This window comes from Endozoicomonas sp. ALC013 (assembly GCF_049310205.1).
GTDB lineage: Bacteria > Pseudomonadota > Gammaproteobacteria > Pseudomonadales > Endozoicomonadaceae > Endozoicomonas.
The window spans coordinates 1-16,796 of sequence record NZ_JBLYNS010000058.1; the positions used below are offsets into that span (position 1 = coordinate 1).

At 48.1% G+C, this 16,796-nt stretch carries 11 protein-coding genes; 8 read left to right on the forward strand and 3 right to left on the reverse strand.

Annotated features, from left to right (window positions below):
* From ACO6V1_RS12305 to ACO6V1_RS12315, 3 genes are all read left to right on the forward strand, one after another.
* The coding region (locus ACO6V1_RS12305) for a transglutaminase-like domain-containing protein (RefSeq protein WP_422467033.1) at positions 1 to 3,670 on the forward strand (3,670 nt) is incomplete at its 5' end.
* A gap of 349 nt (positions 3,671 to 4,019) precedes the next feature.
* Positions 4,020 to 9,029, forward strand: a complete 5,010-nt coding sequence (locus tag ACO6V1_RS12310) for a hypothetical protein (protein ID WP_422467035.1) — start codon at positions 4,020 to 4,022, stop codon at positions 9,027 to 9,029.
* A gap of 263 nt (positions 9,030 to 9,292) precedes the next feature.
* On the forward strand, positions 9,293 to 9,673 hold the full coding sequence (locus ACO6V1_RS12315) for a hypothetical protein (protein WP_422443899.1): 381 nt from the start codon (positions 9,293 to 9,295) through the stop codon (positions 9,671 to 9,673).
* A 108-nt stretch (positions 9,674 to 9,781) separates the two neighbouring features.
* Here the strand turns inward: ACO6V1_RS12315 and ACO6V1_RS12320 are convergent, their stop codons facing one another.
* Positions 9,782 to 10,099, reverse strand: a complete 318-nt coding sequence (locus tag ACO6V1_RS12320) for a DUF3780 domain-containing protein (RefSeq protein WP_422443897.1) — start codon at positions 10,097 to 10,099, stop codon at positions 9,782 to 9,784.
* A gap of 30 nt (positions 10,100 to 10,129) precedes the next feature.
* Positions 10,130 to 10,546 carry a hypothetical protein gene (locus tag ACO6V1_RS12325; RefSeq protein ID WP_422443895.1) on the reverse strand — a complete coding sequence of 139 codons (417 nt, stop codon included), beginning with the start codon at positions 10,544 to 10,546 and terminating at the stop codon, positions 10,130 to 10,132.
* Positions 10,547 to 11,429: 883 nt separating this feature from the next.
* Between ACO6V1_RS12325 and ACO6V1_RS12330 the strand changes: the two genes are divergently transcribed.
* The 5 genes from ACO6V1_RS12330 (at position 11,430) to ACO6V1_RS12350 (ending at position 16,274) form a co-directional block, all read left to right on the forward strand.
* On the forward strand, positions 11,430 to 12,203 hold the full coding sequence (locus tag ACO6V1_RS12330; protein WP_422467037.1) for a hypothetical protein: 774 nt from the start codon (positions 11,430 to 11,432) through the stop codon (positions 12,201 to 12,203).
* Positions 12,204 to 12,348: 145 nt separating this feature from the next.
* Positions 12,349 to 12,753 carry a hypothetical protein gene (locus tag ACO6V1_RS12335; RefSeq protein WP_422443889.1) on the forward strand — a complete coding sequence of 135 codons (405 nt, stop codon included), beginning with the start codon at positions 12,349 to 12,351 and terminating at the stop codon, positions 12,751 to 12,753.
* A gap of 74 nt (positions 12,754 to 12,827) precedes the next feature.
* Positions 12,828 to 13,520 (forward strand): hypothetical protein, encoded by a 693-nt coding sequence (locus ACO6V1_RS12340; protein ID WP_422443887.1) that lies wholly within the window; start codon positions 12,828 to 12,830, stop codon positions 13,518 to 13,520.
* 480 nt (positions 13,521 to 14,000) lie between these two features.
* Positions 14,001 to 14,792: a hypothetical protein gene (locus ACO6V1_RS12345; RefSeq protein ID WP_422467039.1), complete on the forward strand. Its 792-nt coding sequence runs from the start codon at positions 14,001 to 14,003 to the stop codon at positions 14,790 to 14,792.
* A 498-nt stretch (positions 14,793 to 15,290) separates the two neighbouring features.
* The gene (locus ACO6V1_RS12350; RefSeq protein WP_422467041.1) at positions 15,291 to 16,274 is read left to right on the forward strand and encodes a hypothetical protein; all 984 of its coding nucleotides are present in this window, start codon (positions 15,291 to 15,293) and stop codon (positions 16,272 to 16,274) included.
* 151 nt (positions 16,275 to 16,425) lie between these two features.
* On the opposite strand, the gene ACO6V1_RS12355 is transcribed toward ACO6V1_RS12350, so the two are convergent.
* Positions 16,426 to 16,788, reverse strand: coding sequence for a helix-loop-helix domain-containing protein (locus ACO6V1_RS12355; protein ID WP_422443881.1), 363 nt, complete (start codon positions 16,786 to 16,788; stop codon positions 16,426 to 16,428).
* Between the last annotated feature and the right edge of the window lie 8 nt (positions 16,789 to 16,796).

Sequence of the window (16,796 nt, forward strand, 5' to 3'; positions counted from 1 at the left end):
GGCCGCGTTACTGGCCCGGTGGCACTGTCAACTGCGGTCATGCCTGGAGAAGCAAAAGTTGGCGTTGCGCCCCACCAGCCTGGATCTGCAAAGACTGGCCAGGGCCGTTGCCGAAGGTGGCGACTTCAGCAACAGGGCAATCAGGCAACAGTTCAGCCAGCACTACCAGCTCTATCTACTGGCAGCAAAAACGACACTGGACAAATTATCGGGCCTGCCGGTGGCAACAGAGTATAAAGGTACGGTTGAGCCAGCCCTGTGCACCTGGCTTAATACCACCATACCCAACCTGGAGCGTCCCTGGCTGGTTCGCCTCGGTGCGTGCACCCTGCTCAGGGAAGATCGCCATGAGATCACTGTCCACAGGGATCTGGATGGCACGCAGGCCAGGCAGGCAATCATCGCTCTGCTGGCCCGGGCGCAGTGGCAAGCGTCCGGCCTGTCGTTGGCACCGGATATTACCGACGATGTCCTGACCCAGGCCTGTTACCGATACTGGCAACAACAGTGGTTTAACCACCGCTTCGGGCATACCGGCATGGCCCCGGACACCGCGTTTCTATTAACATCCGCCCAACAACAAGCCATGGCAAAAACAGGGCAGGGATATCTGCCGCATGCTGACCGGTTGATTGCCCATCACGGTATACAGCCGGTTCATCTGTGGCCCGCTTGTTGGAAAGAGCTGCGACAACTGCTGACTCGTCCTGTCAGCCCGCCATCTGATCAGGTCACGCCAGAGACGGTTTTAGCCGCTGGGAAAACCGGAGATAAAACCAAAGACGCACAACCCAGTGGCCATTGCGGACCGATCAGTGAAGCATCAATCTCGGAAAAACAAACCGTCGAAGCCGCTTGCCAATCAGCCCGCAGCCGTCATGCCGGATCCGGAAAAAAGTCCACATTATCGCGCATAGCAGGGGCCTTGACGGTTTTAGCCGCTGGGAAAACCGGAGATAAAACCAAAGACGTACAACCCGGTGGCCATTGCGGACCGATCAGTGAAGCATCAAGCTCGGAAAAACAAACCGTCGAAGCCGCTTGCCAATCAGCCCGCAGCCGTCATGCCGGATCCGGAAAAAAGTCCACATTATCGCGCATGGCAGGGGCCTTGACAGCGAGGCTCATTACCGGTCAAGACAAGAGAAAACGAAAACGCAGAGACAAAATATTGTTGGAATCTTTGCAAATCACACAAGAGCTATTGAACTTAAACACCGATTATGAGCGCCGAATCAAGGCAGACCGGGTGATTGGCAGCTACTTTGCTGACAGCGAATACCATCCAGCAGAGTATCGATTCCGTTGCCTGGATGTCATTGTCTCGGCTGACGGTTCCATCATCATTAATGATTTGCCCCCAGTGCCGGTTAAGGTCACGTTACCCAGGCATCCGGCCAGTGGGAAAAATATGATGACTGGTGTTAATCAAAGCCAGGCACATATCCGCCTGAAAGCGGTCAATGGCCTGTTCAGGCTCCCGGGTCTGAGTGCCCATGAAGACATTATCGATATGAGCCTTGAGCCCGACCTGCCATTCCATCTGCGCAGAGACGACTATTCCGGGCTGCACAGCGTAGTGGTACCTGCTGCCAAAAGAAACGAAACCATAGCCTTTACTTACGTGGTTCAACGACAGTCAAGTAAACGCCATACGTCGCTTACTGGTAAGCAGCTTGTGAAAGACTGGACAGATCGTCCGGAAACATGCTGTTCAAGCACCATAAAAACCAGCATTGATCCCCTGTTTGAGAAAATTCAGGGATTTCCGGAAGGGCTGCGTAAAGACTTGGTTGCTATTCAACAGGCAGAGTCTCCCAGGCAACGCATTGAGGCAATTGCCAATTATTGTCAACAGTTTACCGGTAAGGCCAAACCGGAGCAGAGTAAAGGCTTCTTCCAGTATCTCTTGCAAAATCGGCAAGGGGCTTGCGTGCATCGCTCCGTGATATTTGTAACGTTTTGCCGCTATTTTGGCATTGCCTCCCGATTGGTAAGCAATACCGTCCATGTATTTCCCGAGTACTCCCTGGATGACGGTCGCAGCTGGCAGTCGAGGCAGGATTTGGGTGGTGCCCCTACCCAGTTGGAAATATTAGAGCCCGATAAACCGATTCAAAAGGCAACGCCAAAGAGTTCTCAAATCGAAGAACTGTGCGATCAAGAGGACTTAACCGGGCTGCTCGACAGTGATGCTCTACTGAAACAAATGGCTGCGCAGCTTGGCAATGACATAGTACGTAAGCTCTTTTTCGAAGATGAAGCGGATTTATCTGGTGGGGGAAAAAGGGAAATATTGGCAGATACCTTGCACTCCGGCTTGCACAACAGCATCAAGGACATAGCAGATGGTCAGATTATAAAACGACTCATGGATATCAAAAAACTGTTTATAAATGGTAATAGTGACATTAACGATTGGCTTTCTGCTTTAGACAAAGCACTGGAAGGCGCTGATTTCTCGAAGCCTTCGACTATCGATTTTGTCCGGGAGGCGTTGGCATCCGGTTTACTGGACCCGGACACAGCCTATTGTCGAAACAAAAATGAAATACCGGCGTATAACAACCCTATCCGCTTTCTAAACGGATATCACACATTCCTGGATTGTCTGGAGGGCGTTGATGAACTGAAGCCTTACATAGCCGATGCCCGGAAAAAATGGTACACGTATCTTTATGGCTATGAAAAAACGGGCAAGTCGAATGACCAGGAAAAACTTGAGGCCTTGGCAGAACCCGTTTTGGTTACCCACGGCCACAGTGGGCATTCAGATTCCTTTGAGTCCTTGATCACCTGCTCATCGCTGAATGATTCCTGGACCAATAATCCAACGGGAGTTCCGGATATAGGACGCATGTTGGCACACAAGGCCGCCTTTCCCATGATGCGGGCTGGAAAAAACCATCAGCGCCCAGTGATTATGATCGGTGAACCAGATTGGAATAAAACTAACATTTTTGATATGGCCAACGCCATTTTGCCACGGGTATTTCGGGATAGTTCGGAGTTTGACGAGCTGAGACAAAAGCAGGTGATATTTCATGATCTTGAAATACATCGGAAAGCCAGACTTTGGAACTTGAAAAATAAAGATGAAACGAATGGACTATCGATCTTAAGCGATTTGCAGATTCATGCAATAATGGAAGAATCTGTTATGTCTATTCAGGCTTATCTTGAATTACCTTTGCAAGCAAAAAGATTTCTGTACTCCGTCCATCCCGACTGCGAATGGCCCGACTGGGAATGGAGGCACATGCAAATCTCAAGTGAAGAGGAACAGAAGCTGAAAGATTTGAAGAAACATTGTTGGCAATCTGTCGAACAAGCATTTTTTCAATATCTGTATCACAAGACCAACGCTAATGGTGGGAGCCTGACCGTCTGCTGGGAAGCCAGGAATGGCGATACTCGACTTGGTGATGATCAATTAATACAGGGCACCCGTAAGTTATCTTCTCCAAAGGAACTGATTGGCATAACAAACGTGACAAAAGATGCACGTGTTAAATTATCTCATTCTGATCGCTCCTGTTTACAGCAAGCGCTGAACCTGAGTAATGCCTTGGTGCTGACATCAGCTGAGCTGACAACGATGGCCCGGGAGTTTTGCTCTTCGCTGGATCCGGATTCACTGGCTGCAGAATTGAGCAGGGCAGATAAGTAGTTAACCAAATGAAATCCTGAATCGTGGTAATTGATCCAAATCAACAGAAAGCTTGATTTCTTAGTTTCATGAACAACGAAAAAAAGCGTGAATTCAATAAATGGCATAAACGTCAGTTTTCAGGTAATCGCTGAACCCTTCAAACAGCCGCAGGGGGACCAAAGCAGCAACCGACCGGTGGGGTGCCCAAGTTGCTGGGAATTCGCAAGCAGAGCGACACTTGCAGCTATAGCATTAAGTGCAAGACAAGGTACTCAATACTGTTTCGATGGAACTTTTTCTTTACCTGATGATCAGAAAACGTACAAGTTCTTTAATAACAACAGTTTATAAGTATAAGTATATGTTTATGTCAACAGGTCTTTATGACGTTAGTACCAATATCAGCAATACGGTGGCCGCCAGCAGCGCCAACAATGATCATCACAAGCTTGAGGAAGCCAGAGCTTTCGTCAGAAAAGTTGGTACGGAAAGAGATGTAAAGTCCCTGTACGCCGATCTTTCCAATAATGCTGCCGAAATTAACTCCTCCTTTGGGGGCAAAGCCGGGCATAACAGAACGGTTATTGCTACTGAGCCAGATATCGCTGTGGATGGCCTCAAAAGGTCGACAACCCATACTGTTGGCGACCAGTCGGTCAGAAAAGCAGGCATCATGGAATCGTCCGGGTTATCAACAGACAGCAAGCTCGACAGACAGTGGATCAAAGCCACTGAGACACCAGTAAAAACGGCACTGCTCCAACCTTACAGGCCCGGTGCGACCAGTGGCCAGGAGATTGCCCGGCTTCATCACGGCCTTCAGCACAGCTGCCGGACAGCCACCTGGGCACTGGCAGTACTGCAGCTGCGTAAAGAGCAGCAAGATCGCCCGGCACTGGCATTTCCCGATCGCATGGTACCGCTGCTGGTCAAGGCCTGCCTGTTCCATGACTCCGGCCGTGAGGATGATGGGGAAGACCAGACTGAGTGGGAGCGGGCCAGTGCTGACAACCTGATGGAGCACCTGCGTAATTGTGGCATTGCCCAGAACCTGGCCTGGCAGTGCGGCGAAGCGGTTCGCAATAAAGATTATCCGGATGCCTGTAAGTATCTGCCTGAGGAGATACAGACCCTGCGCAGTCTGCTCCACGATGCCGATTGCCTCGATGTGATGCGGGTAAGAAGCTGTTTTTTTATGAATAAGCTGGACTGTTTTGCTACCTGTCAGAATGAACACGGCCGAAAAGCGTGGCGCCAGCTGGCTGAGGCGATTTGCCAGGTGATTGCCAGCCAGGGTGATTTGTGGCACTCCATATCCCTGAGAGACAGTGAAAAAAAAGCCAGGGAATTTTTCCGGATACAAGAAGTTACCGGGCGCAAGCGCATCAAAAAACAGTTTGAGCACCATCCTTCGCCATTGTGGTATCAGTTTTCCAGCATTATTGAGGAGTCCGCTGTTATCGGGGGGCTGATCACTCCTTTCATCAACCATCGGGCAGGGCCAGAACCGGCCTTTTCCCTGAACCAACTGCAGCCGGGCGTGGCAATGGCAGGATGCCCGCAGTTACAAACACGGTTGGACCCGGTGAGTAACCGGCATTTTTACCTGAACCCGGCATCCTGTGAGCTAAGTGCCTGCAACCAGGTACTAATGGCTAACATCGCCAGACTCCTGGGCATGAAGGTACCCGAGACCTTTGCCCATCAGGAAGCGGGCCAGTCTTACGTGGTCAGCCATGTAGCCAGTGACTGGCTGGGTAACCTGAAAAGCGCAAAGGAACATCAGCAATCCCTGTCGCCAAAGCAGTGGGCCAGATTTTTGCTGATCAATACCATTGTGGGTAATGAAGATCTAACCTGGGAGAACATGGCACTGACCTCGGAAGGGGAGCCGGTGGTGCTTAACTGGAGTCACGCCGGACTGGCCACCCGTTACCCCTGTGCCCACAAACCAGAGCCAGCGTCTGGCGAGGACGATTTTTCCTCCATGCCGTTGCTGTTGAACAAACTGCGGGACCCACAAGCCCCGGCAATGAACTCCCACCCTATTGCCAGTCCCTGCGTCGATAGTATGACTAAACTGGACGACAACCTGCTGGGCCAGACCCTGAAAGAGCTGCTGCACCAGGTTGACTGGAAGGCCCTGGGCCAGCTGATTGAACAAAGCGGTTATCTGGCCGGTGACCGCAGCTGGTTACGGCAAACTATCCATGATCGCATAGCCTGGCTCACCACCCGCTTGCCAGACACGCTAGAGCCGGGTGAACGGGTATCCATGGCGGAATACCAGGCCATAAGGGCAGCAGGTATCCGTGGGGGCTGGTTGCAGGTTAAAGGTCAGGACATCCGCACTGGCCAGGTCTGCCTCACTCAGTTGCTGGATCAGGATGGTCAGCCAATAACCCGGATGACCCTCAGGCTGTCACGGGATGCAGGCAACAGAGTGGCTGACAATCTGGCGCTGGAGCGAGGGTTGCACCATCTGAGCACCTGGAGCCAATACGTCAGTATGCATCTGAACGGCAAATACTGCGACTGGCGCAGTGACCTGACCAGTCTGGCCGATGAGTGTGACAAACAGGCAAAGCAGTTGACTTGGGATATAGAGCGGTGGAAAAAAAAGGATCATCAGACCATCAAGGATGTTGTGAACAATCTGCACAGCATTGCCAAAAGCTGTCGTGCATCTTTAACCGCAGACCAGCCGTCTATTGAAACACTGCCACTAATTCAGACCCCGCTACCTGCACCAGCCTTGCCTGCAAGGGTTAGCTCAAGGCTTGGTGAAGAGAGAGAAGCGCAAGTGCGCCTGAGCGAATTCAGCCACGGTTTTGCCAAGTTGACCGGTGAGAGCGTCAGTTATGTGAATCAGAAACAGCTTGAACACGCCAATCTGACGGCCTCACCGGTGCGAGTGATTGAACTTGCGCCGACCTTCATCGAGAAAGGCAGTATTGAGTTTTATCCCGAGCGGGACCCGAATGCCCGAACCTTTGACCATAAGATGGTGCTGACCGCTCCCGGTCACGAAAAAGCGGTGGTTGAGGCCCTGTTCAGGGAGCTGGCGGAGCTGGGCATCGACCATGGGCGCCCCGATGCTGTTGACCTGGAGGAGCGCTGGCTGGACTCCCTGGCCGACTATTACGGCTGTCTTGGTGAGATGAACCGTGCCGTGGCAGCAGCGGTCGATGCTGGTGTCGGCACCCGTGTTGCACTCATCAACGGCAAAAAAAACTTTCTTGCTAACCGGTTGGGACTTACGCCAGGGCCTTGGTATGAAAATTGTCGTATACGTGCCGGGCGCCTGGTATTTTACCACCCCGGTCAGCCCAACGGCGTTGACGGGAGCCCGACCCGGGGATTTTGCCCGGTACACGGTTTGAACTATACGGCCCTTGGGCAACCAGTGACAGGAATTGTGGCTGGTATGCTGAACAATGAGAGAGCCCTGACTTCCTTCGTACGACGTACTGACATTGGGCTGGAGCCCTTCCAGGAGACTGCTACCACAGCCAATCGGTTTAAATGCGCTATTGGCCATGATGTATATACCCGTATCCAGCCCTGCGGTGAATTCGCCCATAGTCAATACGCGGGGGCATTGTCCATGACGTTCAAACCAGCAGCACTGATGCGCCTGGATGCAGATTTTTTTCTGAAAGTCCGTTCTTTGGACGTTTCTTACCCGGGCCTGAAAGCCATCCGGCCTAATGAGAAAGTCTTTGTGCAGTCCGCCGGTGACTACCAGCAATTAATTAAGTGTTGCACTAGTCAGGAGACCCTCTTTGCCCTCCCTCTGTCGTTACCTGATGAACTGGATGTTTTCACTATAGGCTCTGCCAAAGATCAGCTGCAACTGTTGTACATACTCCGTAGGCGCTATAGCCACTGGCCAGACGGTCGCCCACTGGAGCAGATTTTTCTCCACTCCTGGTTAGTCTGTTACCTTGAGCTAACCTCTGGACACAACATGGGGGTTCCAGAAAATGTCAAAACTCTTGTTCAAGCTTGCGGTAAAAAAGGTATCCAGCGCCTGATGCAACAAAATCCGCAGCTGCTGGAGGGAAAACTCAAGTCGCTGGATGGTTTGGAGATTGCTGTGCAAAATCACAATCATGAATTGGAAAAATTGGATTTCAGCGATTGCTCAATGAATGGCACTGTGTTCAAAGCAACCCAATTCAGGGAATGTAAATTCAATATGGAGCCGTTAAACAGTGCGAGTTTTGAAGATGTCAGCTTCATCAACTGCGGTTTTGCAGGGAAGTGCTTTTCACCATCGGTGTTAAAAGGTGCGAAATTTTTTACCTGGGTTGGGAAGCGGAGTCATTTGTCTCAACTTATCTATCAGTCGTGTTTCGCTCAGCAAAGCGATGGCTCTGTTGCCGTTAATGGCATAAATACTGTTGAGACTCGCACTGTTAATCCGGAGCAATGGCTGCAGGTTATGATAAAGAATGATTTTCTGAGAATCTGTAGTGACTCTCTGGATGGTTTTAGTCAGGAAATCCTGGATCAACATCTCAAAAAAATGATTACATCAGATTCTGATGCTCATGTTCTTATTAGGGAGGTTTTGGGATATCAGTTTGAATCCATTTACGGTTCATTAAACTTCGTAAAAAACAACCCTGATTTCCATAGGCAGAAATTTAATGATCTGAGTTTTTTATATTTTGATTTCAAACGTAAATTTTACAGTAATCAATTTTCGTGCGGTATTTTATACTTTTTACAATGCAACAATAGAGGCAAATTATCTGGGAAAGCTACCCTGACTTTGCTTTTAAATTGTCTTGAGTTCATGATGTGGCCAGAGGGCAAAAAATCATACATAGAGTATGGGAATGATTCAAAAATTACGAAGAAGGGAGATAAAAAGCATTGCAAAAAAACTGATCCAGACGAACTTACAGCAGAGAAACTGTCATATATGGAATTATCATCTATCACTAAAAAGTTACGCCTTGAGATGGGCTGCTTTGATGAACTGAACCGCGATTCTCTTAAGCGATTTCTGGACAAAAGTCTGGAAGATTTCCGAGCTGATTTCCATAAATACTGGAAGGACTGTTCAAAAAAGGATCAATTAGCAATAGCTAAAGACTGCCTGGCAACGAATAACATAGCCGTGAGTTACGTGACCACAGTGGCATTTATGAAACTGCTCATTGATAATGGGAAAGGAGCAAAGTGGCAGTCTGCCTTTGTTACCAATATAGCCAGGCATAAAACAAGTAAATACTTTAACGACCTTAGTGACAAAAGAGTAAGTCGGTATTATTGGCCCGCTGCTGATCGTATTGATTTAGATACAGCATTAACTTCTTTGAACCCGGGGCAAAAAAATTGCATGTTGATGTGTAATCTTTTTTGATTTATATCAGTAACGCTCCTCTCGACGCTGGGTGTCACTGGCCGTCATATTCGAACGGGTAACAGACGAGGTTTTCACCGGCATCCCTATTATTTCATTTCCGCCCCCTGCAGGTGTTCCGCCAGAAAGGTTCTGTCCAGTTGGTGGGTGCGGGAAGAAAAGCGTTTGATCACGGTGGCCTCGTTGGTAAAGGGTTATTGCCGGTTTGTCGGCATGAACTTCTGCTATATTCAACGCCCAACCAATAAAAATGAGAAGCTGTTATGAGTCTGGAGAAACGGGTAGAACGGCTGGAATCGCACGTTGACTCTCTTGACAGTGCGGTTCGCAGCCTGGTCAAGATTACAGGCGAAACGCACCAGATTGTTCTGGAAAACCAGCGTGAGAACCGAGTGCGTTTTGACCTGCTTGAACGCAGGCTGGATCAGCAAGACTGCAGGCTGGATCAACAAGATCGCCGTATGGAAAAAATGGAGTTCAGTATTACTGCATTGGCGGAAGCAACACGAGCCGGGTTTGAGCGAGCCGATAAACGACACGACGACTTTGTCAAAGAAACCCGGGAGCGCTTTGATCAACACGATAAGCGCTTTGACCAGCTGGAACTCCTGATTCGCCAGCTGCTTCCCAATGACAGCAACTAAGTAATTAACCTTAGGCTATCCCGACATATTGTACTCACTCCGTTCATCCTGAGCGAAGTCGAAGGGTGACTGGTACAAACTATCATACTGTTGTGATGGTAGTGCTGGTCATGCCAGCCGCAAATTCCGCAACCGACCGGTCAGTATTTCCGCCGCATCCCGCACATCACGGTCCAATGCTTTATTGCTGATAAAGTGGCTCAGGTCCATCAGACAGCGGTCGATCATGGCTGCGTGTTGGTCTTGTGCCTGCATGCCCAGTTGTTCGGTAATCAGCACGGCACCGTGATTCTCTTTCGGGATGATCACCTGCAAGTGATGGGGATTGGCAGGCACCCCGAACCCCAGCGTCGGGTGGGCAAAACGGGATTTGCCCGTCTCGCCTTTGGAAGTTCGCTTGCCGGTGGTGGATGCATTGTCGATCATGAATTACCTGCCATTGGTGCAATCATTGAACTATTGTACATCCTGAATAATATCACCGGGCTTCAGTACCACTCCGCCCAGCTCTGCAAACTCTCTGGCGGCAAACCCGTTATCAAAGCTGACGCCGCTGCTGATAATAATGCTCACCGGTGCCTGCTCCTCTTTCAGCAGGGAGCGCAGGCTGTCGATGGCGTTGGCAATAATGGCCGAGGTGACCTCCCGTTCCGCAAACCGAACACTGACGGTATTTTCCCCGTCACCAATTTCCACCCGGCCCCCTTTCAGGCGCACGTTTTCCCGGTCCCGGAATTTGTTCAGGACACTGAAGACCTTGTCGGTGGAATCCAGGGACACCCGCTTGTTGTCGGCGATACGAGCGGGCTTGCTGTCGTCGATGATGGGGTCGTCGGCAAAATCCCGCAGTACTTCCAGCAGTAACGGGGTCATTTCCTATTGATGGGCGATAACCTGGCGGATAGCTTCCGCCGGGAAGGTGTCGGGTTCAAGGTTGAGAAAGGGCTTTAGCAACGGATGATCGGCAAACACAGCAGTACTCCGGCTCTCTGAATGTTTGGGGAATGATGGTTCAACCATAGCACCGGCAGAGTGCTGTTGGGGTGGTGGTTTACGTTAATCCGGATATTCGAGTAATCAAAAAGTCACCAATGTCTGGCCCGCTTTCAATACGATACCTTGTCAGGGGGAAAAATCAATACCATCAACACCGGCGTCTTTGCGCATGATGTTCTGGATGGATTTGATCACGGAACTGATGGACATAGTTTTTTCTTAAAAGCTGTTTGAACTTTTATATGAAAGAGAGGTCATAGTATGAAACTCAATAATTCAATAATTCAATAATTCAATGAATATGCCTATCTACTTTGCTGGTTTTAATATAGCTGCAGATCACTTTTCTTATTTTCGAGATAGTGCTTATTCGCAGTCTGCCACATCCTGTCAGGCTTTCTTTCGTGAAGTTGTGGACGTAGCAAATTTTCAATGTGCTATGCGTTCTGATGAAACTGTTAAACACCGTCTCCAGCAGCCAAAGGTGCTTTTTAATGATCCATCAGGTGATCCCCGGCTTGAAAAAAGGTCGATACTAATGGTTAGTAGCCATCTTCAAGAAGACCATCCATTTTACTTACCTGTCAGAATACAACCTCGGAATAATGATCATGTTCCCAAATATATTCCTGGTAATGAACGTTTTTCGATCCAGTCTATTTTAGGGTTAGAGCAATCAACCTCACAAAACACATTAGTTGCTAATCCTCAACTGGATAGTGAACAGCTGCAACGAGATACATCGCCTGCAGGAAATGAGTTGGATGATAAAGCTACGGTTTCCGGCTCTGATGAATCTCTGACCAGCACCCATGAGGATGACTGTGAGTCCGAGGAATTAAAAGCTGTCCGGAAGGCGTACGCACAGTCTGAGCGAAAAAAGGCTTATCAGAGGGCTTACCAGAAGGCTTACCGTCAGTCCGAAAAAGGGAAGGCTCGCAGACGAGCATGGGCGCAGTCTGAGAAAGGGAAGGCTTGCGCGCGGTCCTGGAAACGGAGAGCCTACCAGCAGGCTTATCGTCAGTCCAGCAAAGGGAAGGCTTACGAGCAGTCGGAAAAACGGAAGGCTTACCTCAAAGCCTACGAACAGACCGAGAAGCGGAAGGCTTACCTCAAAGCCTACGAACAGACCGAGAAGCGGAAGGCTTACCGAAAGGCTTACCTCAAAGCCTACGAACAGACCGAGAAGCGGAAGGCTTACCGAAAGGCTTACCTCAAAGCCTACGAACAGACCGAGAAGCGAAAGGCTTACCGAAAGGCTTATAATCAGTCCGAGAGAGTGAAAGCTTTCCAGAAGGTTTATCAGAGGGTTTACCAGAAGTCTTACCGTCAGACCGAGAAGGGGAGGGCTTACCAAAAAGCTTACCGTGAGTCTCCGCAAGGACGTGCTTACCTGAAGGCTTACCGTAACGCTTATAATAAGGTTTTAAGGGTTACCGGTGATATTGAACAGGCAAGAATCGCTGGTAGGCAAGCTACCGTCTTTTTAAAAGAATCCAATAAAGCAAACAATAATGAGCCTTTTAGAGAGTAAACAGGTTCTTGATCGTCAGCCAGGAAAAATATTGCACGACAAATGAACTATTGTTTATCCGTGAGTTGCCGACTTTTAAGCAGTTTATATCGCTATGTCAGGCTTTCTCCCGCCAAGTTTCAGAAGTAGCTCTGCTCTATATACTATGCATGCTGATGATACGACTGAAAGCCGCCTTTATCAGCCAATGGCATCTTTTCAAAATATATTTGATGACCCCCGGTTTGAAAAAAGATCGATAGCCATTGTCGATAACGATACTGAAAAAGATCAGCCACTCTACTTACCGGGCAGAACAAAAATGCAGAAAAATGATCATGCCCCCGCCTATATTCCTGATAAAGAGCGTTTTTCTATCCAGTCTATTTTAGCATTAGGGCAATCAAACACAGAAAGCTCATTAGTTGTTGATGTACAAAATCCTTGTGAAATTACTGATCCTCAACTGGACAGTAAGCAGTTGCAACGAAATAGATCACTTGCAGGAAATGAGTTGGATTTTAGCGGTTCTGCTTCTGGCCCCAGTGATGCTCTGCAACATAAATATTAAATGTTGTTGCGTCAGGCCGGAACTTTTATAAGAAGGAGTTGTCACAATAAATAATTCAGTAATTAAACAATTCAATGTCTGATCCGCATTCTAACTTTTATCCCTTGTATTCGGAATTTCAGAAAGCGTATAAGTCTGTTATGTCGAACAGGGGATCGGCTTTTACAGCAAGGGTACAGCAACATGGATCAGTATTCGGGCTGCAAGTTGGTCAAACTGCAACAAGTAATTATATGAATTCCTTCATTCCATATGGTGAAAGCTTTCATAACCCATTAAATGACTCCCGTTTTAAAAAAATGCCAGTCAGGGTTATTTATTCTCAAGAATATGAACAAAGTAAACCGTTAGACTTATCATATAGACTCGGGGCATGCCAGGGGGCTGGTCGAAATACCAGAACTCCTGCCAGCCAGCCGGAATTAAGAACTGATCGGGTTTGGAGTATGGCTGGTGAAAGTTCTGATCCATTGCCTGCTGGTAATGAGTTGGACTTTACAGCTTCTGCTGCAAAATCCGACGAATCTCTAACCATCATTATTGATAATGCTCATGAACAGGACGAGAAACGGAAGGCTGCCCGAAAGGCCTACCAGAAGGTTTACCGTAACTCCGAAAAGGGTAAGGCTGTGCGGAGGGCTTACCAGAATGCCTACTATAGGGCTTTGAGGGATACCCGTGATTTAGAACAGGCAAGATTTGCTGGCAGGCAAGCTGCTGCTTCTATAAAAGAGTCAAATAAAGCAAAAAATAATGCGCTTGAATAAACCTTTAAGTGCCAGGTTAAATATTAAGTTTGGTCTGTCAGATAGGAACTTTTACAGGAAAGCACAGTCCTAATCATGAATTCAACAATCTTATAATTCAACAAATCAATGACTACTCCTTATTCTAACTCACACTCCTTGTATTCAATATTTCAGAAAGCGTATGAAACTGTTGTGACGGGCAGTGGATTGCCTTTTCACGACCGGCCGCAGCAAAGTGGTTTAGTATTCGGGCTGCGAGTTAATCAAACTGCACCAAATAATTATGTAAAACCCTTGATTCCATATAGTGAAAACTTCCATAACCCTTTCAATGATTCCCGTTTTAAAACAGTGCCGGTCAGGGTGGTTTATTCTCAAGAATTTGAACAAAGCCAGCCGCTAGACTTCTCACCTAAACCCAAGGCACAACCGGAGGACGACAAAAATAACAGAATTCTTACCAGTCAATCAGATTCAAGAACTCATCAGGTGTTGGGTATGGCCGGTGAAGCGTGTTCTCACTCATACTTTTTAAATACTGATCATCCTCCACTTACCTCAGCGTTGAGAGAAACTGCTGAAAATGGGTTGGATGCTGAAGCTTCTGCTTCAGGATCTGGTGAATCTCTGGCCGTAGTTCCTGATAAGGCTTGCACACAGTCTGGGAAAGAGAAGGTTCACCATGAATCCGAAAAGGGGAATGCTTCCCGGAAGGTCTGTGAGCAGACCGGGAAACGGAGGCCTCCGAAAAAACGAACCTGGGATCGGTCTGAAGCAGGGAAGGCTTACTATAGGGCTTACCAGAAGGCTTACGTGAAGTCCGAAAGAGGGAAGGCTTTCCTTAAGGCTTATGCACAGAGCGATAAACGAAAAGCTTCCCGGAATGCATACGAACAGACCGACAAACGGAAGGTTGCCAGACGAGCCTGGTCTCAGTCCGAGGAAGGTAAGGCATACCATAGAGCTTACCGGAAGGCTTACCGTCAGTCTGAGAGAGGGAAGGCTCTCCGGAAGGCTTACGATGACTCTGAGAAAGGGAAGGCTAACCGGAAGAATTACCGTGAGTCTGCGAATGGGAAGGCTGCCAGACAGGCCTGGGCAAACTCCGAGAAAGGGAAGGAGTCTAAACGGATATGGAGAAATTCAGAGAGGGGTAAGGCTTACCAGATGCTTTACAGAAGGGCTTACAGTGAAGTTTTCAAGAATACCGGTGATAAAGCGCAAGCAAGAATTGCAGGCAGGCAAGCTACCGCCTTTATAAAAAAATCAAATAAAACAAAAAATAAATGAGCTTGAATCAACCTCAATTATTGATAGCTATGCCTGGCTGACATAAATATGGAGTAGTATCTTTCAGGTAGGAACTTTTATAAGAAAGCATAGTCCTAGTCATTAATTCAATAACTCAATAATTCAATGTCTACTCCGTATTTTAATTCACACTTTTTGTATTCGGGATCCCGAAAAGCGTATGAGTCTGTTATGTCGGGCAGTGGATTCACTGTTAAAGACTGGTCGCAGCAAAGTGGTTTGGTATTCGGGCTGCGAGTTGATCAAACTGCACCAAATAATTATATAAACCCCTTGATTCCATATGGTGAAAACTTCCATAACCCTTTCAATGATTCCCGTTTTAAAAAAATGCCCGTCAGGATTATTTATTCGCAAGAACCTGAAAAAATCAAGCCACTAGACATATCACATAAACCTGGGAAATATCAGGAGGCCGAACAAAATAACAGAATTCTATCCAATCAATCAGAAATAAGAATTGAGCAGGTTTGGAGTATGATCGATGAAGTGAGCTCTCACTCATACGGTTTAAGTAATCATCCTCCTCCACTTATCACAACGTTGAAAGAAACAGCAGGAAATGAGTTGGATGTTGAAGCGTCTGTTTCAGGAGCTGGCGAATCTTTGAACATCGATCATGATAAGACTTACGTACAACCTCAGCAACGAAGGGCTTCCAAACGAGCCCGTACTGAGTCCGAAAGAGGGAAGGCTTACCGTGAATCCGAGAGAGGGAAAGCTGTCCGGAAGGCTAGCCAGAAGGCTTACGCAAAGTCTGAAAAAGGGAAGGCTAGCCAGAAGGCTTACGCAAAGTCTGAAAAAGGGAAGGCTTGCCAGAAGGCTTACGCAAAGTCTGAAAAAGGGAAGGCTTGCCAGAAGGCTTACATACAGTCTAAGAAAGGGAAGGCTTCCAAACAAACCCGGGCGGAGTCGGAAAGAAGGAACGCTTACACAAAGGCTTACCGTCAATCCGAGAGAGGGAAAGCTGTCCGAAAGGCTTGGTTTCAGTCTGAGAGAGGGAAGGCTTCCCAGAAGGCTTACGCACAGTCTGAGAAAGGGAGGGCACGCCAGAAGGCTTACAAACAGTCTGAGAGAGGAAGGGCTGCCAGGAATGCCTGGTCAAAGTCTGAGAGAGGGAAGGCTTGCCGCAGGGCTTATGCACAGTCTGAGAGAGGGAAGGCTGTCAAACGAGCCTGGGAACAGTCCGAGAAAGGGAAGGCTTACCGTGTGTCTGCGAAACGGAAGGCTACTTACCTGGCCTGGGCACAGTCCGAAAAAGGGCAGGTTGTCTTGAAGTCTTACCAACATGCTTATCATAAGGCTTACTATAAAGTTTTCATGAGCACCGGTGACAGGCAACTGGCAAGAAGCGCTGGTCAGCAAGCTGGCGCTCTTATAAGAGTGTCTGACAAGGCAACAAAAAATGAGCTTGAATCAGATTCTGCTACTTCCGTCTTGCCTGCTTTTAAAACTGACTGATAAGTCAGTAGCAGTATGATATTGGTTAACTGCTTAATTTCTAACCTGATTGAGCTGCCCGGGAGGCTATCCGAGAATAGACTGCCCTACTGCAGCGACAGCAAATTGGTCTAAAAATCCGATTTTATAAGACTAAATGTTGTTTTATAGGTCAGCCTCCAAGTTGGTCTTGTAATTGTTGAATGTATGCCGTGGCTTGTATCAAAATCTCTATCTTTGTTAATTGTTGATTGGATGCTCCGGGAATTTTATTTCGAAGTGCCTGGTAGGCTTGATTCATGGTTTTCCTGCGTCTTTTTTCATTATCGGCGCGCCTGTTTTTTCGTTCAACATAACTACGTCGGGGGGGATTTGTACTTTCCTCTGTGGTTGGTATGGAGTATTGGAATTGAGTGTCAATTTGCTGGACATTAAACTGATTGAAAGTGCATACTGCGGCAGAATTGATTCGACACATGCCATAAGGATTATCCCATGGCATACGAGACTGCATCGGCGCTATTTTAAAGTTCATCTGATGTC

Coding starts and splice junctions, on each gene's coding strand:
- ACO6V1_RS12310 (WP_422467035.1), top strand. CDS start 4,020: ATGTCAACAGGTCTTTATGACGTTAGTACCAATATCAGCAATACGGTG.
- ACO6V1_RS12350 (WP_422467041.1), top strand. CDS start 15,291: ATGATCGATGAAGTGAGCTCTCACTCATACGGTTTAAGTAATCATCCT.
- ACO6V1_RS12320 (WP_422443897.1), bottom strand. CDS start 10,099: ATGATCGACAATGCATCCACCACCGGCAAGCGAACTTCCAAAGGCGAG.
- ACO6V1_RS12325 (WP_422443895.1), bottom strand. CDS start 10,546: ATGACCCCGTTACTGCTGGAAGTACTGCGGGATTTTGCCGACGACCCC.
- ACO6V1_RS12335 (WP_422443889.1), top strand. CDS start 12,349: ATGCATGCTGATGATACGACTGAAAGCCGCCTTTATCAGCCAATGGCA.
- ACO6V1_RS12315 (WP_422443899.1), top strand. CDS start 9,293: ATGAGTCTGGAGAAACGGGTAGAACGGCTGGAATCGCACGTTGACTCT.
- ACO6V1_RS12355 (WP_422443881.1), bottom strand. CDS start 16,788: ATGAACTTTAAAATAGCGCCGATGCAGTCTCGTATGCCATGGGATAAT.
- ACO6V1_RS12340 (WP_422443887.1), top strand. CDS start 12,828: ATGTCTGATCCGCATTCTAACTTTTATCCCTTGTATTCGGAATTTCAG.
- ACO6V1_RS12345 (WP_422467039.1), top strand. CDS start 14,001: ATGGCCGGTGAAGCGTGTTCTCACTCATACTTTTTAAATACTGATCAT.